The organism is Hyalangium versicolor (assembly GCF_020103695.1).
Lineage (GTDB): Bacteria > Myxococcota > Myxococcia > Myxococcales > Myxococcaceae > Hyalangium > Hyalangium versicolor.
The window spans coordinates 87,738-108,173 of sequence record NZ_JAHXBF010000018.1; the positions used below are offsets into that span (position 1 = coordinate 87,738).

Here is a 20,436-nt window from a genome sequence, read left to right on the forward strand (position 1 = left end):
AGACCGCGATGACGCTCTCCCGACGCTCCCTGCTGAAATCCGCTGGCCTCTCCCTGCTGGGGCTCACCACCCTGCCCCCCTTCCTCGCCCGCGCCGCCGAGGCGCTCCCCTCAGGCCGCCGCAAGGTCCTCATCACCCTCTTCCTGCGCGGCGGAGCGGATGGCCTGTCGCTCGTGCCACCCGTGGGTGATCCGGACTACTACCGGCTGCGCCCCAACCTCGCGCTCGGCGCTCCCGGCTCGGGTGAGCACGCCGCCCTCCGGCTGGACGACACCTTCGGCCTCCATCCGGGACTTGCTCCCCTCCTACCGTGGTGGCGCGATGGAGCCCTGGCCGCACTCCACGCCGTGGGGCTGCCGCAGCCCGTGCGCAGCCACTTCGATGCCCAGGACTTCGTCGAGTCCGGCACCCCTGGCGTGAAGTCCACCCGCGACGGCTATCTCAACCGCGCCGCAGCCGCTCTCCCCGGGGACGCCTCCACCAACGCCTTCCGCGCCGTGGCCCTGCAACCCACCCTCCCCCGCGCCCTCGCGGGAGACGCACCCGCCCTCGCGCTGGAGTCCCTCGAAGGCTTCCGCCTCCGCGCCCCGGGCCGCACCGGCACCGTGAGCTTCGACTCGCTCTACGCCGCCGCCGTGGACGAGGCCCTGCGCACCACCGGCGTGGAGACCACCTCCGCCCTCTCTCTCGTGGCCGACAAGCGGCTCGCCGAGCTGCCTCCGAACAACGGAGCCACCTATCCCCGCTCTCCCCTCGGCCGCCGCCTCCAGGACCTGGCCCGCCTCGTCCACGCGGATGTCGGCCTCCAGCTCGCCGCCACCGAGGCCGGCGGCTGGGACACCCATATCCTCCAGGGCCGCGAGAAAGGCCCCTTCGCCCAGCGCGCGAAGGATCTCGGCGAGAGCCTCGCCGCCTTCGCTACGGACCTGGGCCCCCGGCTCGCGGATGTGCTCGTCGTCGTGCTCACCGAGTTCGGCCGCACCGCCCGCGAGAACGGCAACGGCGGCACGGATCACGGCACCGGCGGTGTGGTGCTCCTGCTGGGCGGGACGGTACGCGGTGGGCGCATGCTGGGGACCTGGAAGGGTCTCCAACAACCCAACCTGTTGGATGGGAGGGACGTGCCCTCGCTCACGGACATCCGCCTCGTCCTCGCTGAGGCGCTCGTGACGCACTGCGGCCTTGCCACATCCGAGCCCATCTTTCCAGGGCTTGGCGCTCGTCCCACCCTCCTCGGTCTCTTGGGTGGCTGAAAGTCCAGTGCTACCATACCCCCAGGATTGGCCATCATGCCGCCTGGGGCGGCGGGGAAGCACATGATCGAAAGCGACGCCTCGACGGGGGGCGCGCCACCCACCGGCGTGGACCCCCTGCTGGGCAGGGTCCTCAACGAGCGCTTCAAGATCCTCGAGGCGCTCGGCTCGGGCGGCATGGGCCGTGTCTACAAGGCCATGCAGTCGCCGCTGGATCGCCTCGTCGCCCTCAAGGTCCTCAACCCGCAGTACGGCCAGGACAAGGACCCGGGTTTCCAGCGGCGCTTCTTTCTCGAGGCCAGCGTCACCGCCAAGCTGCGCCACCCCAACACCGTCACCGTCATCGACTACGGCAAGACGGACGACGGCATCTACTACATCGCCATGGAGTACCTGGAGGGCCAGACGCTCTCCCAGCTCCTCACGCAGACCGGCCCGCTGCCCTGGCCGCGCGTGCTCAACATCGCCCAGCAGATCGCCCGCTCCCTGCGCGAGGCGCACAAGATTGGCCTCATCCACCGGGACCTCAAGCCCGCCAACGTGATGATCCTCAACCAGGAGACGGATCATGACGTGGTGAAGGTGCTGGACTTCGGGCTCGTGAAGTCCTTCATGCCCGACAGCGGCCAGTTCCCCGCGGACGTGTCGCTGACCCAGGCTGGCGTCATCCTCGGCTCGCCGCAGTACATGGCCCCCGAGCAGGCCCGCAACATCTCCGACCCGCGCAGCGACGTGTACTCGCTGGGCGTGGTGCTCTATCAGATGCTGCTGGGCCGACCGCCCTTCCATGCCGAGCAGGGCATCGACATCATCGTCAAGCACATGAACGAGCCACCGCCGGCCTTCTCCGCGGTGTGGCCCAACCACAACATCCCTCCCGAGGTGGAGGCGTTGGTGATGAAGTGCCTGGCCAAGCGGCCACCGGATCGCTTCGACACCATGGGCGCGGTCATCGAGAGCATGCGCCGGGCCATGACGTCCGCCGGCATCAGCGGCGTGCACTCGGGCCCGCACCCCTACTTCGGCACCACCCCCGGCGGCAGCGGGCCCCTCACCGGCCCCATCTCGACTCAGAATCCGATGCCCTCTCCCTCGGGCGCCTCCACCATGGCGCTCGACATCTCCGTGGAGGAACCGGAGCAGCGCAAGCGCCGCAACTCGCTGCCCATGGCCCTCTTCGGAGGAGCGGTGCTGGTGGGCGTCGCGGTGGCCCTGGTCCTGGCCCTGCGCTCGCCTCCGCCCAAGCCGGTGCCGGTGCTGCCCCCGCCTTCACAGCCCGTGGCCACGGCGCCCACGCCCCCCGCGCACGAGACGGCTCCCCAGGACGCTCCTGAGGATTCGGCGCTCACCCCCGAGGATCTGCCGCCCCTCGCTGTTCCCTCCGAAGAGGAGAAGCCCGCCCCGGAGGCCCAGGCTCAGCCCCAGCTCGTGCGCTTCTTGATCTCCAGCGAGCCGAACGGCGCGCGGGTGACGTATGCGGGCGAGGACCGGGGCAAGACGCCCGTGGAGCTGAAGGTCCCCGCGGATGCCTCCGGACGCGCGAGCGCCCGAATCACCCTCGAGCTCAGCGGCTACTCCAGCGTCACCGTCACCCCCGAGGGTGACGGTCCGGAGATCCGCTTCACGCAGAAGCTCAAGAAGAAGTCGAGTTCACGGCCGTCCCGGCCGTCGAAGTCGAACGGTTACAAGGACGATCCCTACCAGTGAAAACACCCGGAGTCTTCAAGCGAGCGGGTGTCCTCGCGCTTTGTTTGTTCGCGGGGACTGCCCTGGCCGACGAGCGCCTCGAAGCACGGCGCCACTTCCGCAACGGCATGAGCCTCATCTCCCAGGGTCAGTTCGACCAGGGCATCTCTGAGCTGCAGGAGGCGTACGCCATCAAGCCGCACCCCAACGTCCTCTACAACATCGCGCGCGCGTATCTGGACGCGGGCCGATCCGTGGAGGCGTTGGAGTGGTACCGGCGCTATCTCGCCTCCAATCCGCCGGACTCGGAGTCGCTGCGCGCCACCATCGCGCGCCTGGAGGCCACGGTGAAGGCGGCCGAGCCTGCCACGCCCCCCAACGCCCCTGTCGCCAGTGGCCCCTCCCAGCCCGCCAAGGTTCCCACGCAGGATCCGCAGGCGCTGGCGGCGCTCGTCGATCGGCTGGAGAAGGCCATCGCCCGCGCGGAGGCCCTGCCCACCTCCTCCGGGACTCCCGGTCCCGTCGCCCCAGGCACTCCCGCCGCTGGAGCCACACCGGGCGCGCAGCCCACCGGCGCCGCCGCGCAGGTGGATGAGGGCGCGGTGCCCTACGAGGAGCGCGTGGTGACAGCCAGCCGCCGCGCCCAGTCCTCTCTGGAGGCTCCCAACGCCACCACCGTCATCACCGCCGAGGACATCCGCCTGTCGGGCGCCACCAGCCTGGTGGAGCTGATGCGCCGGGTGCCGGGCGCCGACGTGATGGAGCTGGGCGTGGGCAGCGCCAACCTCTCGCTGCGTGGCTTCAACCAGCGCATCGCCAACAAGGTGCTGGTGCTCGTGGACGGCCGCAGCGAGTACCAGGACTTCCTCGGCATGACGCTCTGGTCCAGCCTCCCCATCTCCCTGGAGGAGATCGACCGCATCGAGGTGATTCGCGGTCCGGGCAGCGCCCTGTACGGCGCCAACGCCATGCTGGGCGTGGTCAACATCATCACCCGCGCACCGGGCACCGGGCAGCGACAGATCCACGCGCTGCTCGGCGGCGGGAAGACCGTCTCCGGCTCCTTCGTGAGCTACGGGGCCGCGAGCGCCATGCGCTACCGCCTGTCCGTGGGCTACGGGCAGATGGACAAGTGGAGCCAGGACTTCGCCCAGAACCGGCCGGACATGGTGATGCGCGCGCCCTCCGCGGACATGGGCTACCAGGGCGCTCGTGGCAACCTGGCCACCGAGTACACCTTCTCTCCAGGCATGGAGCTGGGCCTGTCCACCGGCGTGCACCGCTTCTCCACGGAGCTCTACCCCCTGGGGACGCTGCGCAACTTCTTCATGGACGGCGTCACCGCCTACGCCAAGTCGGACGCCAGCCTGGGGCCGGTGAAGCTCAAGGTCTTCTGGAACCACGTGGACGTGGATGCGGGGCCGCAGTACGAGCCCATCGGCCAGCGCTCGCTGGGCACCCACGTCAGCTCGCACGTCTTCAACGGCGAGGCCCTCTTCAGCAAGGTGTTCGAGCTGGGCGGTGAGCACCTGCTCAACATCGGCACCGAGGGGCGCCTCAAGCGCGTGGGGTGGAGCTACCTGGGCGAGGTGAAGGAGGAGTTCCACGCCGCCGCCTTCGTGCAGGACGAGTGGCGCCCCGTGGAGCCCCTGCGCCTCTTGGCCTCGTACCGCGCGGACCGCCACCCGCTGCTCGACGCGGGCAAGCCGGGCCTGGCGCACTCGCCACGCGTGTCCGCGATCGTCATCCCCTTCGAGGGCCACGCCTTCCGCGCCAGCGCCGCTTCGGCCTTCCGCGAGCCCACCTTCCTGGAGAGCTACACGCACCTGCTCGTGCCCGCGCCGGGGGTGCCGGGCGCCAGCGCGCTTACCGTGGGCAGCCAGACGCTGAAGCCCGAGAGCATGGTGGCCTACGAGCTGGGCTACCGCGGCGAGGCGCCCCGGCTGGGCATCGACTGGGATCTGGCCGTCTACCAGAACACGGTGAAGAACCTGATCGGCCTGTCCGCCGTGGAACGATTGCCGGCCGGCGACTCGTTCGATCCGGAGTCCAGCACCTATGTGGTGGGCCGCTCCGTCTTCCAGAACGAGTCCTCCGTCTATACCTCGCGCGGCGTGGAGCTGGGCCTGTCGCTCTCCCCGGTGGACGGCCTCGGCATCAAGATCAGCAGCGCCTTCCAGAAGGTGTCCTCGGACGACGAGGCGGATGATCAATGCGCTCCGTGCAGCCAGGCGCCACAGGTGAAGCTCTTCGGCGGCCTCACCTACCGAACGCGCGCGGACCTGGAGTTCGGCGTGGACGCGGCCTACACCTCGAGCACCACCTGGATCGAACGTGAGCCCGGCGAGGCGGATCCCACCAGCATCCAGTTCATCTCCAACGCCCTGCCCGCCTACACCGTCCTCAACGCCCGCGTGGGCTACGAGGTGGTGAAGGACAAGCTCACGGTGGCGGTGGTCGGCTCCAACCTGGGCGGCGGCCATGCCCAGCACCCCTTCGGCAACCGAATCGAGCGCCGCGTCTACGCGTCCCTGACGGTGACTCCATGACTCTCTTCCACGCCCGGGGCCTGGCCTTCGCGGGCCTGACCCTCTCCACCTTCCTGACGCTGGGCTGCGAGGCGCCGCCCGTGGTGGCCACCAGCGATCGCCAGCAGCAGACCCGCAGCGCCCGCATCGAGGGCGGCGTCGTCGTCCAGGGCCCCGCCCGAGGCAACGCCGTCGTGTTCCTCTATGACGCCGCGCGCCCGCCTCCGCCACAGGGGACCGGCCGCCCCGAGGCTTTTGCCCTCATTCCCCAAGAGGAGCTGTTCGGCTCGGAGCTCGACACGAACACGACGGGGCCCTTCACCGCCCCCTTCACCTTCCCCCTGGTGCGCCCCGGCAAGTACCTGCTGCGAGGCTTCATCGACGCGGACACCTGCCGCACCGGCGCCCAGCCGTGCCACGGCCCGGACTTCATCCCCTGGTACAACGTCACCGCTGAGCCCAACGTGGGTGATGTGGGCGGGGCCGCGGTGGATCTCGCCACCGGCACGCCGCGCGTGATCGAGGTGCGCGAGGCAGAGGACGGCACGCCCATTCCCGTGCTGGGCGCCACGGTGAGCTTCTCCACCACGGCCAACGTGCTGGTGGACCGGCCCGCCTTCGCGATGGAGGGTGCCCCCGCGACGATCGAGCCCAATGGAAACACCAGGTTCTTCAAGCTCCGCGCCCGTCCCATCCGCGAGGGCGCGGTGAACCTGAGCGCGCCCGTCTTCCTCGTGCGCTTCATGGACGAGAACCACGACGGAGCGCCGGACGACGCCAACGCGGACGGCGTGCCGGATCTCTGGCCCCGCATCATCGTCCGCAAGCTGGCCGACAGCGGCACCGGCATCACCGACGAGAACGATCTGGACAACGACGGCCAGCTCGACGCGGAGGGCATGGACTACGCCCACGCCAACGCACCCGCGGATGGCCAGCCGGATCTCGTGGTGCTCGCCGCCGGCGTCGCCCCGGAGGACACACTCCTACAGTCCCTCTACGCCGACGGACAGCCGCTCATGGACAAGGTGATCCCGGTGCCCGAACTGACCGTGGCCGTGCGCCCGCTCGCGCTCGACGCTCGCAACCCCAGCGCCCCCGCACCGCTCCAGAAAATGCCCTCGGGGCGCTACTCGGTGACTGCCCTCCAGTACACAGGACAGGTGTGGCGCGTGCCCAATGAGCTCTCTCCCACCCTGGCCGGAGCGCTCGGCCTACCCGCCGTGGAGGGTCAGGGACAGACCCTCCAGGTCCCTTAACCCCTTGTTCTCCCACGGGCTCTCTTGGAGAATCCGTGGGAGTCATCCTCCAGCTCACACCCGTTCAAGACTTTCCGGTTTCTCTGTCTTCACTTCGTTTTGACATCACACAGGCTTTCCTGCATTATTCCAGTTGTGCAGTTCAGGGGGATTTTCCTGAACGAGGGAAGGATCCATGATGAAGGCCGGAACGCTCTCCTCTGTCGCAACCATTTCCATTCCTCGTCCTGCCGTGGAGACTGCCCGTCCCGTGCTGAAGGCCGCTACCGGGACGCCCCAGCGCGTCCTTCTCGTCGATGACAGCCGCTCCATCCGGACGCTGCTGAAGATCTATCTCATGGCTCGGAACTTCGAGTACGTCGAGGCCGAGTCCGGTGAGGAAGCCCTGAAGGTGCTCGAGCAGGGCGCGGTGGATCTGGTCCTCACGGACTTCCGGATGGAAGGAATGAGTGGCGCGGAGTTCGCCATGGAAGTTCGCGCCAACAAGAACCCGCGCGTTGCGCGCACGCCCATCCTGATGATGACGGGTGATCCGAACGTCGCCGAGGTTCGCACCCAAGGTCAGAAGGCGGGCATCAACGCCTTCGTGCGCAAGCCGGTGAGCTGCGCCCAGTTGATGACGCTGGTGGACACGATCCTCCCGCGCAACAGCTGAGCCCCCCGCAGTCCCGCTTCCCCGGGCCGAGCGACACCGCGCCCCTCCCGCTCAGAGCAGGAGGGAGGCGTGGGCGCCCGGCCCTTCGCGTTTCAGCTCCCTCCGATCAGAGCGCGCTCTCGAGGACGCTGGTGATGCGCTTGGTGTAGTCGCCGATGGCCGAGTCGTCACGCTGGTAGCTGGGGTCCGCATCCAGGTGCAAACGGTCTCCCTCGATCTTCACCTCGAGCGAGCACCAGCTCCGGCTGCTGGTGATCTTGATGCCCTTGATCTTCGCCTTCAAGGCATCGCGGCCGAGATCATCCGCGCAGATGGACTTGAGCGCGTTCTCGAGCGGCATGAAGAAGTTGTAGTCGATGGTGTTGGGGTAGGAGTCGAGGAAGCCCTCCTTCACCAGCTCGTCGATGTTCGCTTCGAACGCGAGCTCATACCCTGCCACGGCGTTGATCTTCTCCTTCCAGCCGGGGAACTTGTCCTTCTGATAGGCAGCCGCGACCCTTCTCTCAGCCAGACCCATGCACCGCTCCTTGTGGTGATCGCCGGACGCTTCACCGTCCCGGCGATTCGTTGGCGGTGCAAGTAGAGCATCAGCGCATCTCCAAATGAAAGAGAAGGCCGGCTCCGGGCCGCTCACGCCGTGCGAGGTGTCGGGCGGGCCCGGCGGCGCTTGCGCACAGCCTCCACCACCCGGATGGCCAGCAGCAGGGAGAGCACCGCGCCATAGATGAAGGGCTCGGTGACGTCCTTCTTCACTCGCCAGACGAAGTGGATCACTCCCAGCGAAGCCGCCACATAGACGAGACGGTGCAGCCGCTGCCACGCGGGGAAGCCCATGCGCCGCACCGCGGCATTGGTGGAGGTGGCGGCCAGCGGCACCAGCAGCACCAGGGCGATGAAGCCCACGGCGATGAACTTCCGCTTCGTGATGTCCTCGACGATGGGGCCGAGCTTGAGCCCCTGATCCGCCACGGCGTACGTGAGGAAGTGCAGCATCGCGTACGCAAAGGCCATCAGCCCCACCAGCTTGCGGATGCGCATGGGCCACGTCCACCCGAAGAGCAGCTTGAGCGGAGTGCACCCCAGCGAGGCCAACAGGAAGATGAGCGCCATCAACCCGGTCTGGTTGAGGACGGCCTCGATGACGTTGGGGCCCAGCGTGCCCTGCACGCCCTGGATGATCAGGAGCGCCAGCGGGGCGAGTCCTCCCACGAGGACAGCGGGCTTGAGCCAGGGGAGCGGCGGAGAGGCCATGGGAAGTTCAGAAGTTCTCGCGGAGATCCATGCCGGCATAGAGGGAAGCCACCTGTTCGGCGTAGCCGTTGAAGGGCAGCGTGGGACGGCGGCGGTACTCGCCCACCCGGCGCTCGGAGGCCTGGCTCCAGCGGGGGTGATCCACCTCGGGGTTCACGTTGGCATAGAAGCCGTACTCGTTGGACTTCGCCAGATTCCACGTGGTGGGAGGCTGCTGCTCGGTGAGGGTGATCTTCACGATCGACTTGATGCCCTTGAAGCCGTACTTCCACGGCACCACGAGCCGCAGGGGCGCACCGTTCTGGTTGGGCAGCGTCTTGCCGTAGAGCCCCACCGCCATGAGCGTCAGCGGGTGCAGGGCCTCGTCCAGGCGCAGGCCCTCCACGTAGGGCCAGTCCAGCACGGGGCGCTTCTGGCCTGGCATCTGCTCCGGATCCATCAGCGTCGTGAAGGCCACGTACTTCGCCTTGCCGGTGGGCTCCACGCGCTTGATGAGCTCGCCCAGCGGGAAGCCCAGCCAGGGGATGACCATGGACCAGGCCTCCACGCAGCGCATCCGGTAGACGCGCTCCTCCAGGGGGAACCAGGAGGTGATCTGATCGATGTCTACCGTCTGCGGCTTGTGCACCTCGCCGTCGATGATGACGGTCCACGGCCGGGGCTTGAGGGTGTGCGAATGACGCGCCGGGTCATTCTTGTCGAGCCCGAACTCGTAGAAGTTGTTGTAGGTGGTGACGTCCTCGTAGGGGGTGCGCGCCTCGTCCGTGTCGTATGGGCCGTGGCCCTTGTTGCCCGAGACAGCCAGGGAGACGAGCTCGCCCGCGTCCGGGACGAACTTGTCCATGGGCCGGGTGCGCTTCATGCCGAGCAGGTACAGGCCCCCACCGACGACCGCAGCCGTGCCCGCGAAGAGGCCTGCGTTCTTGATGATCTCCCGCCGGCGCAGGTACAGCTTCTCGGGGGTGATCTCGGAGCTGGGGGGCTCGGGGGCCTTCTTTTCGGACATGACTCCTCTAATACGCTTCAACCGGGTGGGCGTTACACCGTCCGGGAGAGAGGGGCTGCCCCCTTCCCTACCGAGCGGAGGCCTCTCCCTGGGCAGCCAGAGCGGAGGCACGGCCCCGAGCATCCTTCATTCGCCACAGTGCCCACCATGGGGTACCGGGCGATTCATGGTGCTCCCAGTGGTAGCCGAAGAAGTAGCAGGAGAGCATGGCCCACATGTGGCCACGCGGCAGGGTGCGCGCGTGGTGGGGAGCCATCTCGGGAGTCTCCGGGCGCCGGTGCGGCCGGTAGGTTCCGAAGTAGAAGAGCTGGAGCGTGCCGAGCGCCGCGGGGACCACCCAGCAGACCCACAGGCGCCACTCGGCCACCCCGAGCCATTTCAGCACGTTGAACTGCACCGCCATGGCCACGATCTGAGCCAGCGTGGTGTAGCGGACCATGAAGGTGGCCAACCAGGGCCAGAAGGCCTGGGAGCGCGTGGAGAAGTCCGGATCGTGCTCGCCCGTGGGGTCGGCGTGGTGGGCGCGGTGGTTCACCACCAGCCGGCGGTAGGACAGCCCCGCGAAGAGGAAGCAGGCCAGGGTCCCCACCGCAGCATTCAGCCACCGGCGGCGGCTCACCGTGCCGTGCATGGCGTCATGGCCGGTGATGAAGAGGCCGGTGCACAGGTAACCCTGCAGGGCGACGTGGAGCCAGCAGAGGGGGGAGCGCCAGGACAGGCCATCCGCCGTGAGCATCCAGGCGAGGTGCCCCGACCACGCGCCGATGATGATCAGCGCGAGCGGGACTCCCCAGGGACCGTGGTAGGCGCGGGTGCTCATCCGGATGGGTTCTGGCTCCGAGCCCCCCTCCGCGCACGGAAAAGCAACGGGTGGCAGGCCGAGGAGCGTGCGACCAGGGAGAGGGATTACTTCTTCGCCTGCTCGGGACCGCCAAAGTCACGGATGAGCTGATCCGCGGTGACGAAGCGGAGCTCGATATCCACGGGGACGGAGCGGAGCCTGTCGAGCACCTTCTGGGCCTCCGGGCGCACCACGCCCATCTTCGTCAGGAGGGACTCGGCCTGGGCGCGATCCCCTCGAGCCTGCAGCTCCATGAGCTGCTTCGTGAGCGCTACCACCGAGTCCTGGATCTTCTCGGGGACGACGGCGAAGGTGCCATCCGGGTTCACCTTCACCGCGCCGGTGTCGAGGAAGTGGTTGAGCTGGAGCGCCACGCCCTTGCCGTGGGCCTCGTCGATGCCGAAGCGAATGGAGCGGAACATGGAGGCCAGATAGGTGGTGTACATGGTGCGCTCCATCGCCTTGTCGAGCACGCCCTTGTTCACCAGTTGCTGGAGCGCCCAGAGACCGGAGATGTCCGCCTTGGCCTCCTCGATGGCGCTGGAGGAGACCTGGAGCGCCTGACGCACGGTGGTCTGCTTGCCGTTGACGGTGATGTTGTGAGGCCCCAGCCCGTGCATCAGCTCGTGCATGAGGATGTGGGTGAAGAAGGAGTCGAAGGAGACGTTGGTGCGGTCCTTCGCAGCGAGCGCCACCCGGGCGATGGGCAGCAACACGCGCTGGAACTTGGCCTCCTGGATGTTCTTGAGCATCACGCGCTTGCTGCCCTTCTCGGCGGTGACGCGCTCGTCATTGGGCAGGTTGTAGGCGGCCGTCTGCACGCCCCGGTTGGCGTCTCCCGAGGAGAACACGCTGTTGACGACCCGGATGGGCGCCAGCGCGCCGAGCTTCGGGTTGCGCAGCTTCGGATCGATGGGGAGGGTGTTCTCCAGCCCCTGGAGCTCGCTGCTGAAGCGGGCCAGCTTCTGCGTCTCCGCGTCATCCTTCACGGTGATGAAGGCTTCGAAGGCGGCCTTGTAGTTGAACCAGTTGTCTTCGTAGACCTCGTAAGGCCCGATGGTGGGCTCGACGCTGGCGTCCAGCTCCATCCACGCCACCTCGCTGGCGTAGTAGTCGTTGGAGAGGAAGGCGTCCGCGCGCGCGGAGAGGAAGGCCTGGAGCGTGGGCTGCTTCGTGAGCTGGGCGGCCTCGCGCAGGAGCTGGGCGGCCTGGCCGAGCTCTCCCTGGTACTCCACGCTGTAGGGCACGGCGATGAACTTGCCGTCCGGGGCCCGGCGGATGGTGGTGTAGAAGCCGGTGGCCTCGCGCTGCTGGGGCTCGGGCAGGGTCTTCACCCACTGCTCGATGGCCTCCTTCGTGGAGCCCGGCGGGTAGAAGTTGCCGGAGGCGGACGGCGCGGCGGGGACGCCTGGGAGGAAGGGACGGCCCTCGTCGAGCCGGGACCAGGGGCCCTTGTGGAGGAGGAAGGAGTGCAGCCGCTCACGGCCAAGCGGAGAGGTGTCCTCCACGAGTTCCAGCAGGAGCGTCTCGTTGCCGGCCCAGGACTGGCGCATGAAGAGCGTGTCCATGAGCTGGGCGGCTTGAACCATCTTCGCCAGCGCGCGCTTCTCGTTGTCCGGGAGCTTGGACACATCGACCTTGAGGTCCACGGGGGCGAAGCGCGCCGTCATCCGCTGGAGCTCGGCGGCGGTGGGCACGGATGCGGGCTCCGCGGCCCGAGCGGCGCTCGCCAGGAGCACCGGGGTAAGCAGGGACAGGAGGTAGCGGGTCATGGGGCGGCAGTCATAGCGCCTTCCCTAGCAGGTGGGGAGCACGGTGGGAGACGGACAGTCCAGTAGGGCATGTCAGCCCTATGCGTTAGGTCTCCTGTCAGGCTACTCTTCCATCAGGTTGGGTAGGGCGTGCGGCGGGGAAGGTCATGGGTAGGGAGCGCAGGTACGTGGAACAGATACGCGTGTTGGACCGGCTGGGGTTGCTCAGGCTGTGGGAGTGGCTCCAGGCTGGAAAACCCGTCAGCGGGTGGGCAGAGGGCAAACCCTTCGAGTACCTCATCCTCCGCGCCTTCGAGTTAGAGGGAGCCCAGGTCGTCTGGCCCTATTTCGTGAGCAAGTTCGAGCAGATCGACGGCGCCGTCTTCGTCGATGGGCTGTCCTGTCTCGTGGAGTCCAAGCACCACTCCAACGCCTTGGGATTTGGCCCCATTGCTCGCTTCAAGGCGCGACTGGATCGACGGCCATCCGCTGCCATCGGCCTCTTGTTCAGCGTGAGTGGCTTTACCAAACCAGCCCTCCAGGAAGCACTGCAGCACCCCACACGAAATGTCCTGCTCTGGAAGAGGCCCGACATCACCTACGCCCTGATGAACGGCATGCGCGCGGCGATCCAGCTCAAGTGGCGGAAAGCGGTGGAAAAGGCGGCTCCTGAGTACGACCTCGGCAAGGAGGAAGACACTTGAGAATCCTGCGCGTCATCACGGAGGGGCAGTTGGAAGGGCTCGTTCTGGAGAGGCTCCTCAAGCCACATCTCGGAGAGGCGGTCCGGGTCCGGGTCAGCGAGGGAGGAGGCGCTGCACCCGTCTCAGCAGCCCGTTCCAGGTTGGCGGACGGCTTGCGGGTGGCCCTGGTCCTCAATACAGGAACTCTCAACTTCAAGAAGATCCGCAAGGAGATGGCCCTGCTAGAAGACTTGCTCGGCATGGCCGCCTGGCGCGACCGGTGGAAGATCGTGCTCCTGCGGCCCTCGGTGGAGATTGTCTTCTTTCATGATCTGGAAGTGCTCAGGCAGCTCGTAGGCCGCGCGGCAACTCCGGAGGAACTGACTCGCGCCCAGGCACACCCCAAGGAAGTCCTCGCGGAGATGCTCGGAGTCCCGCCCACGGAACTGCTGCCGGTGCTTCGCCAGCGCCTGGACTCCGTGGACCTTCGACCTCTGGCTTCCCAGCCCCAGATCCAGGCGCTCCTGGATTTCCACGCTCCTCCCCGGCCTGAGAGCTGGCTCGTCTCTCCTTGAGGGAGTCATTCCCACCCCGCCCCGAATCGGCCGGGGCCCAGGCGGGCAGGTTCCCAGACTCGACAACGCTTCTGGAATGGTTATGGGGAACGGGTCACGCCCTACATGGGGCGTCCGGAGGAGCCATGTCCGTCGAACCCCAGAGGGAGACCCACTCCTTCCAGGCTGAAATCAATCAGTTGCTCAACCTGGTCATCAACTCCCTCTACAGCCACAAAGAGATCTTCCTGCGCGAGCTGGTCTCCAATGCGTCCGACGCGCTGGACAAGCTGCGCTTCCGCACCATCACCGAGCCCGAGCTGCTCGGAGACCAACCCACCCTGGAGATTCGCATCATCCCCGATGCCGTGCTGGGCACCCTCACCATCGAGGACACCGGCATCGGCATGACGCATGACGAGCTGGTCAAGAACCTGGGCACCATCGCCCACTCGGGCTCTCGCGAATTCCTCGAGGCGCTCGCCCAGCGCGGCCAGAAGGACGTCAACCTCATCGGCCAGTTCGGCGTCGGCTTCTACAGCTCCTATCTCGTCGCGGACCGCGTGGAGGTGGTGAGCCGCCCCGCCGGCAAGGACTCGCAGGCGTTCCGGTGGATCTCCGAGGCCAAGGGCACCTTCAGCGTCGAGCCCGCTGAGCGCTCCACCCGAGGCACCTCCGTCACCCTCCATCTCAAGGCCGACCAGAAGGAGTTCCTGGATGAGTGGCGCCTGCGCTCGCTCATCACCCAGTACTCGGACTACGTGGGCCACCCCATCCAGCTCCAGGTCAAGAAGACCACCGACGTCATCGACGCCCAGACGGGCCAGAAGGGCACCACCACCGCCTTCGAGACCGTCAACAAGGCCAGTGCCCTCTGGCAGCGCCCCAAGTCGGAGATCACCGAAGAGCAGTACCAGGAGTTCTACAAGCACCTCACCCACGACTTCGAGCCGCCCCTGACTTGGACGCACTTCAAGACGGACGGCAACCAGCAGTTCACCGGCCTCATCTTCCTGCCCAAGCGCCGCCCCTTCGATCTCGACGGCACCCAGCGGCGGCGCGGCGTGCGCCTCTTCGTCAAGCGCGTCTTCATCATGGACGACTGCGAGGAGCTGCTCCCTCCGTGGCTGCGCTTCGTGCGCGGCGTGGTGGACTCGGATGACCTGCCCCTCAACGTGTCGCGTGAGCTGCTGCAGGACTCGGCGGTCGTGCGCTCCATCCGCAAGCACGTGGTGAAGAAGACCCTGGACCTCGTGGAGAAGCTCGCCAAGGACAAGCCCGAGGACTACACCGCCTTCTGGAAGAACTTCGGCTCCATCCTCAAGGAGGGGCTGACTGGGGACAGCGAGTACCGCGAGAAACTCGGCGCACTGGTGCGCTACGAGAGCAGCCACCAGGAGGGACTCACCTCGCTCGCGGACTACGTGTCGCGCATGAAGGAAGGCCAGCAGGCCATCTATTACATGTTCGGCGAGTCGCGGAAGGCGCTGGAGGGCTCGCCCCACCTGGAGGCGCTGCGCAAGCGCGGCTACGAGGTGCTCTTCCTCACGGACCCCGTGGATGAGTGGGCGGCCCAGGGCCTCAATGAGTTCAACGGCAAGCCCCTGGTGTCCGCGCTCCAGGCGGACCTGAAGCTCCAGGAGTCGCCCGAGGAGAAGAAGGAGAAGGAAGAGCGCGCCTCGGGGCTCAAGTCCCTCACGGATCGGATGAAGGAGGTCCTCAAGGACGCGATTCGCGAGGTGCGCGTGTCGGATCGCCTCACGGACTCGCCCGTGTGCCTGGTGCTGCCCGAGGGAGGCTCGCCCGCCTTCCTGGAGCGCCTGCTGCGCGAGCACGGCCGTGGCATGCCTCGCACCCAGCGCATCCTCGAGGTGAACCCCTCGCACCCCGTCATCGAGCACCTGCGTAAGCTCCACGAGAAGGATGCGAAGGCGGAACAGGTCACCGAGTGGATCGAGCTGCTGCATGACCAGGCGCTGCTCACCGAGGGCAGCCCGCTGGAGGATCCCAACCGCTTCGCCAAGCGGTTGACGGCGCTGCTGACACAGCTGTCTGGACAGGCGGCAGAGCCTCCTACCAATGGCGCACCACCCGCGAGCAACCAGACTCCAGAGGCCACGGGCACGCCGAGCGGCTCCTCCGCCCAGGTTTGAGGGGTGAGCAGCACAGGGGAGCTCCCATCACCAGGGGGCCCCCCTGCTACCGCTCCTCATCCACGTCGTCTGCCGAGTCCTCGGGAGAATGCGACTCGTCGTGATAGTCCTGGTGGTAGGCCGAATCGTGCACGTGCTGCTGGTTCTGATTCATGCTGGCCAGCCACGCCAGGAAGCCAATCCCGGTGAGGCCCAGACAGCCCATGAAGCCCACAACCAGCACGGCGATGAGGCAGCCCTTCCCCGAGCCCGGAGACTTTCCGCGCGGATTCGCGGCACGGTGGGCATTCGGCACAGGAGCCGGGTGAGGCCCTGGTACCGGAACCTGTGGCACGGGAGACGGAATTTGCTCGGCTGAGAGGGGAGTCGGAACGGGCTGCCGGTCCGTCACAGGCCTCGCCGGGCCCGACGGACCGCCACTCGCGAGCGGTACCGGCATCTGCTCCCGGTCCGTTATCGGCCGAGCGGGAGTTCCACCCGAGGGAAGAGGCTGGCCGGCGCTGACGGCTGCCCCCGGACGCTGCATCGTCGCAGAGAAGCCTCCCACTGCCTGAGCCGCTGCCTGCGCGGCTCCGCTGGACTCGGGCCGCTGCATCGTCGCGGACAAGGACTCAGGTGCTCCGGCCACTCCCCGCGCAACGCCTCCCTGCAATGGCATGGGCGCCACGCCGCTGCTCGTGGGCAGTGAGCGCACCGCATCCTCGCAGGCCATCAAGGCCCGGTCCGCCTGGGCCGCATCCTGGAAGCGATCCTCGGGACGCTTCTCGTAGAACTTCTGGAGCGTCTGCCGCACCACCTCGGGCAGAGCCAGCGCCAACGGAGGAGGCGGTTCGTTGAGCTGCGCATGGAGGATGCGCGCGATCGTCTCGCCCTTGAACGCCCGAACGCCACTGAGCATCTCGTGGCAGATGAGGCCCGCGGCGTAGAGATCCGTCCTCCCGTCGATCGGCTTGCCCGAGATCTGCTCCGGCGCCATGTACGCCGGCGTGCCCACCATCATCCCCTCGCTGGTGAGCTGGCCGGCCATGTCGCCGATGACCTTGGCGATGCCGAAGTCCAGCACCTTCACGAAGAGCTGCCCGTCGTCCGGGCCCGCCTGGACGATCTTGATGTTGGAGGGCTTGAGGTCGCGGTGGACGATGCCCAGCGAGTGCGCGGCGTGCAGCAACGAGACGATCTGCCGCATCACCGCCACGGCCTGGCGGAGCGGCATCGCGCCATGGCGTTCGATGTACTCGGCCAGCTCGATGCCGTCCACGTACTCCATGACGATGTAGGGAGTGCCCTGCTCCACGCCGAAGTCGATGACGTGCGTCATCGCCGGATGGTTCACCTTGCCCGCCACCCTCGCCTCGCGGCTGAAGCGCGCCAGCAGGTCGGGCGAGGAGATGGCCCTCGGAGACAGCACCTTCACCGCCATCGTCTTGTCGAGCCCGATGTGCGTGGCACGGAAGACCGTGCCCATGCCGCCGTGGCCCAGCTCCGCCTCGATGCGGTAGGTGTCCTTGAGCACCGCGCCGGGGCCGATCTGGAGCGCGGAGGCTGGCGGATGCTGCGGCACATTCCGAGCCGGCGGATACGTCTTGTCGTCCTCACTCATGGGTTGCGCACCTCGCTCACGGGGCTGTTCCGGAGACTCGCGTGTGCACCTTCACGACCACCCGCTGCGTGTTCGGGTCACCCTTCTTGCGCGGCTCGAAGGAGAGCGTCTGGGTCTGCAGCACCTTCTCCGAGCTGGACTCCGGCCACTTCTTGAAGAGGTCCTGGTACTGGCGCTTCAACTTCTCCGGCTTCACCGACGCACAGTCGATCTGCTCCCGCGAGTCGACAGACTTCATCAGCCACGGCCCGAACTGTCCTGAGCGCTGACGGCTCGACTCGAGCGCCACCACGGAGACGAAGCAACTGTCGCCCTGCGGCTCTGACGCAGGGGGCGGCGTCTCCTCGGCCGTCTCGGTCGCATCCCCCTCGTCCGCCTCCGGTTCGTCTTCGATCTCTTCGTTCCCCTCTGGGGGCGCCGTGGGTGCCTGGGCCTCCGTCTCCGCGGTGGGACCAGGCTCGGTGGGAGGCGGCTCGGTCTGGGGTGGCGGTCGCGTCGCCACGGTCCCTGGACCCGTTGCTGGAGGTGTCTGTCCTCCTGGAGACGGCGCGAACGGAAGCCCCGCAAGCCGGCCACTCTTCCAGGCCCACACGGCCCCCGCGAGCCCCGCCAGGAGGAACACGAACCCAATCCCCAGCACCACCAGGATCGCGGTGGAGTTCGAGGACTTCCTGGGCTCGACTGCCTTGGGCGGAGGAACCACCAGCGCGGGAGGCGGTGACGAGACAGGCTTCGACTCCACTGGAGCCGGCTCAGGCACGAGCGCAGGCTGATCCCGAATAGCCGTCCGTCCCTCCCTCACGAGCGAGTCCGAGACCGCAACGCCCGAGGACGGCCTGGACTCGACGGCAGCGGGCTCGGCCTTCTGTGGCCGGTACGCCAGCGTCTTCATCCCTGCATCGGGAGTACTCGGCTGCTCCGTGCTGCCCGACAGCACCGCGGCCGCAGCCACGTTCACCGAAGGCGGCCGCAGCACGTCCTCGCAAGCCATGAGCGCCCGGTCCGCCTCGGCCGCGTCCTGGAAGCGATCCTCCGGACGCTTCTCGACGAACTTCTGGATCGTCTGGCGAACGATGTCCGGCACCTGCACCGTCAGCGGCGGCGGCGGATCGTTCATCTGCGCATGGAGGATGCGGGCGATCGTCTCTCCCTTGAACGCCCGCACGCCACTGAGCATCTCGTGGAAGATGAGCCCCGCCGCGTAGAGGTCCGTCCTTCCATCAATCGGATGGCCGGTGATCTGCTCCGGAGCCATGTACGCGGGCGTGCCCACCAGCATCCCCTCGCTGGTCAACTGCCCCGACACATCCCCGACGATCTTCGCCACGCCGAAGTCCAGCACCTTCACGAAGATCTGACTCTCCTCCGGAGTCTCCTGGATGATCTTGATGTTGGCCGGCTTCAAGTCCCTGTGGACGATGCCCAGCCCATGCGCCGCTCGCAGCAGCGAGACGATCTGCCGCATCACCGCCACCGCGCGCCGTGGCGACATGGGCCCGCTGCGCTCGATGAGCTCCGCCAGCTCGGCGCCGCTCACGTACTCCATGACGATATAAGGAGTGCCCTGCTCCACGCCGAAGTCGATGACGGCCGTCATCGCCGGATGGCTCACCTTGCCGGCCACCTTCGCCTCGCGCTCGAAGCGCGCCAGGCTGTCCGGGGTGGAGATGGCCCGGTGTGAGAGCACCTTCACGGCCATCGTCTTCTCCAGCCCGATGTGCGTGGCCCGGAAGACCGTCCCCATACCCCCGCTGCCCAGCTCGGCGTCGATGCGGTAGGTGCCCTTGAGCACCGTGCCCGGGACGATCTGCAGAGGTGCACCCGGCTTGCTCTCCGCCTGGCGATCCCCCGACAAATAGGTCTTGTCGTCTTCACTCATGGATGCGCCGGGATGCTACCTCGCTCTCATTCCTCCCGAGCGCCACAGATGCTCAAAATGACGCCAATGTACTCTTTAGACCTACCTACTCTATAGGTCACTCACATTCAGCGTCTGAGAGTCCGTCCTGCATACACCAGGGGAATAACCCTTCAGCGTGGCTTGATTTGGCTTGGGGGCACAAGGGACACTTATTGTCACCGTGAGCGAGCGGACAACCGGCTCGGCCGTGTCATCTTCTCGCCCGCGGGAGTTGTGCCCATCCCGCCGGTTCCCGCCGGCAATGCCTTGGAGATAGGTGCCCCATGCTGATCGTAATGAAGCCGGACGCGACGCCTCAGGACATCGAGCGAGTCAACGAGGAGATCCGGCGCAGGGGCTGGCAGCCGAACGCCATTCCCGGAGGCACTCGCACCGCCATCGGCATCACCGGCAACAAGGGAGCAGTTGAGGCCGAGCCTTTCCGCGTGCTCCCGGGCGTAGCGGACGCGGTGGCCATCTCCCAACCGTTCAAGCTGGTCAGCCGCGAGGTAAAACCGGAGGACAGTACCGTCCAGGTAGGCCAACTCACGCTAGGCGGGAAGACTGTCCACGTCATGGCGGGCCCCTGTTCGGTGGAGACGCGCGAGCAGATTGTCGGCACGGCGCAGGCAGTGAAGAAGGCGGGCGCCACCATGCTGCGCGGCGGCGCGTTCAAACCCCGCACCAGCCCGTACGAGTTCCAGGGCCTCAAGAGCGACGGCCTGTCGCTGCTGGCCGAGGCGCGCAAGGAGACGGGGCTGCTGGTCGTCACCGAGGTGAAGGATACGGCGACGCTGCCGCAGGTGGCCGAGACGGCGGACATCCTCCAGGTCGGCGCGCGCAACATGCAGAACTTCTCGCTGCTGGAGGCGGTGGGCGAGGTGCGCAAGCCCGTGCTGCTCAAGCGCGGCCTGAGCGCCACCATTAAGGAGCTGCTCATGGCGGCCGAGTACATCGTCGCCAAGGGCAACAACCGCGTCATCCTCTGCGAGCGCGGCATCCGCACCTTCGAGACGATGACGCGCAACACGTTGGACCTGAACGCGGTGCCGATGCTCAAGTCGCTCAGCCACCTGCCGGTGTGGGTGGACCCCTCGCACGGCATCGGCGTGCGCAAGGCGGTGCCGGCGATGATGCGCGCGGCCATCGCGGTGGGCGCGGACGGACTCATCGTCGAGGTGCATCCGGATCCGCCGCGGGCGCTGTCGGATGGCCACCAGTCGCTGGAGTTCTCCGAGTTCGAGAAGGCCATGGACGACGTTCGTGCCATTGCCGCGGCACTGGGCCGTGACGTGGCGAGGCTGGGGTAGCCATCC

General features: G+C 67.4%; 16 protein-coding genes. 9 read left to right on the plus strand and 7 right to left on the minus strand.

Features of this window, described 5'->3' with window-relative positions:
- Window positions 1–8: 8 nt before the first annotated feature.
- The 5 genes from KY501_RS33280 (at window position 9) to KY501_RS33300 (ending at window position 7,381) form a co-directional block, all read left to right on the plus strand.
- Window positions 9–1,253: a DUF1501 domain-containing protein gene (locus KY501_RS33280; protein WP_224367711.1), complete on the plus strand. Its 1,245-nt coding sequence runs from the start codon at window positions 9–11 to the stop codon at window positions 1,251–1,253.
- Window positions 1,254–1,316: 63 nt separating this feature from the next.
- On the plus strand, window positions 1,317–2,960 hold the full coding sequence (locus tag KY501_RS33285) for a serine/threonine protein kinase (protein ID WP_224367712.1): 1,644 nt from the start codon (window positions 1,317–1,319) through the stop codon (window positions 2,958–2,960).
- Window positions 2,957–5,488 (plus strand): TonB-dependent receptor domain-containing protein, encoded by a 2,532-nt coding sequence (locus KY501_RS33290; RefSeq protein WP_224367713.1) that lies wholly within the window; start codon window positions 2,957–2,959, stop codon window positions 5,486–5,488. Before KY501_RS33285 ends, KY501_RS33290 begins: the two co-directional genes overlap by 4 nt.
- Window positions 5,485–6,726 carry a hypothetical protein gene (locus tag KY501_RS33295; protein WP_224367714.1) on the plus strand — a complete coding sequence of 414 codons (1,242 nt, stop codon included), beginning with the start codon at window positions 5,485–5,487 and terminating at the stop codon, window positions 6,724–6,726. The genes KY501_RS33290 and KY501_RS33295 overlap by 4 nt, the downstream gene beginning before the upstream one ends.
- A gap of 178 nt (window positions 6,727–6,904) precedes the next feature.
- Window positions 6,905–7,381: a response regulator gene (locus tag KY501_RS33300; RefSeq protein ID WP_309243020.1), complete on the plus strand. Its 477-nt coding sequence runs from the start codon at window positions 6,905–6,907 to the stop codon at window positions 7,379–7,381.
- A 106-nt stretch (window positions 7,382–7,487) separates the two neighbouring features.
- On the opposite strand, the gene KY501_RS33305 is transcribed toward KY501_RS33300, so the two are convergent.
- From KY501_RS33305 to KY501_RS33325, 5 genes are all read right to left on the minus strand, one after another.
- Window positions 7,488–7,898: a hypothetical protein gene (locus tag KY501_RS33305; RefSeq protein ID WP_224367716.1), complete on the minus strand. Its 411-nt coding sequence runs from the start codon at window positions 7,896–7,898 to the stop codon at window positions 7,488–7,490.
- Between the two features lie 113 nt (window positions 7,899–8,011).
- Entirely contained in the window at window positions 8,012–8,632 is a 621-nt protein-coding gene (gene msrQ / locus KY501_RS33310) for a protein-methionine-sulfoxide reductase heme-binding subunit MsrQ (RefSeq protein WP_224367717.1), read from the minus strand.
- A 7-nt stretch (window positions 8,633–8,639) separates the two neighbouring features.
- A complete protein-coding gene (gene msrP, locus KY501_RS33315; RefSeq protein WP_224367718.1) occupies window positions 8,640–9,638 on the minus strand; it encodes a protein-methionine-sulfoxide reductase catalytic subunit MsrP in 999 nt (332 codons plus the stop codon).
- A gap of 67 nt (window positions 9,639–9,705) precedes the next feature.
- Window positions 9,706–10,458, minus strand: a complete 753-nt coding sequence (locus KY501_RS33320; protein ID WP_224367719.1) for a fatty acid desaturase — start codon at window positions 10,456–10,458, stop codon at window positions 9,706–9,708.
- A gap of 86 nt (window positions 10,459–10,544) precedes the next feature.
- The gene (locus tag KY501_RS33325; RefSeq protein ID WP_224367720.1) at window positions 10,545–12,251 is read right to left on the minus strand and encodes a DUF8614 domain-containing protein; all 1,707 of its coding nucleotides are present in this window, start codon (window positions 12,249–12,251) and stop codon (window positions 10,545–10,547) included.
- Window positions 12,252–12,418: 167 nt separating this feature from the next.
- Between KY501_RS33325 and KY501_RS33330 the strand changes: the two genes are divergently transcribed.
- From KY501_RS33330 to htpG, 3 genes are all read left to right on the plus strand, one after another.
- Window positions 12,419–12,934: a restriction endonuclease gene (locus tag KY501_RS33330; protein WP_224367721.1), complete on the plus strand. Its 516-nt coding sequence runs from the start codon at window positions 12,419–12,421 to the stop codon at window positions 12,932–12,934.
- Entirely contained in the window at window positions 12,931–13,488 is a 558-nt protein-coding gene (locus tag KY501_RS33335; protein ID WP_224367722.1) for a hypothetical protein, read from the plus strand. The genes KY501_RS33330 and KY501_RS33335 overlap by 4 nt, the downstream gene beginning before the upstream one ends.
- A 125-nt stretch (window positions 13,489–13,613) precedes the next feature.
- Window positions 13,614–15,620: a molecular chaperone HtpG gene (gene htpG, locus KY501_RS33340; protein ID WP_224367723.1), complete on the plus strand. Its 2,007-nt coding sequence runs from the start codon at window positions 13,614–13,616 to the stop codon at window positions 15,618–15,620.
- A 46-nt stretch (window positions 15,621–15,666) separates the two neighbouring features.
- On the opposite strand, the gene KY501_RS33345 is transcribed toward htpG, so the two are convergent.
- Together KY501_RS33345 and KY501_RS33350 are read right to left on the minus strand one after the other, a co-directional pair.
- Window positions 15,667–17,220, minus strand: coding sequence for a serine/threonine protein kinase (locus KY501_RS33345; protein WP_224367724.1), 1,554 nt, complete (start codon window positions 17,218–17,220; stop codon window positions 15,667–15,669).
- Between the two features lie 16 nt (window positions 17,221–17,236).
- Window positions 17,237–19,099 carry a serine/threonine protein kinase gene (locus tag KY501_RS33350; RefSeq protein WP_224367725.1) on the minus strand — a complete coding sequence of 621 codons (1,863 nt, stop codon included), beginning with the start codon at window positions 19,097–19,099 and terminating at the stop codon, window positions 17,237–17,239.
- Window positions 19,100–19,404: 305 nt separating this feature from the next.
- Between KY501_RS33350 and aroF the strand changes: the two genes are divergently transcribed.
- On the plus strand, window positions 19,405–20,430 hold the full coding sequence (gene aroF, locus KY501_RS33355; protein ID WP_224367726.1) for a 3-deoxy-7-phosphoheptulonate synthase: 1,026 nt from the start codon (window positions 19,405–19,407) through the stop codon (window positions 20,428–20,430).
- The last annotated feature ends 6 nt before the right edge of the window (window positions 20,431–20,436 follow it).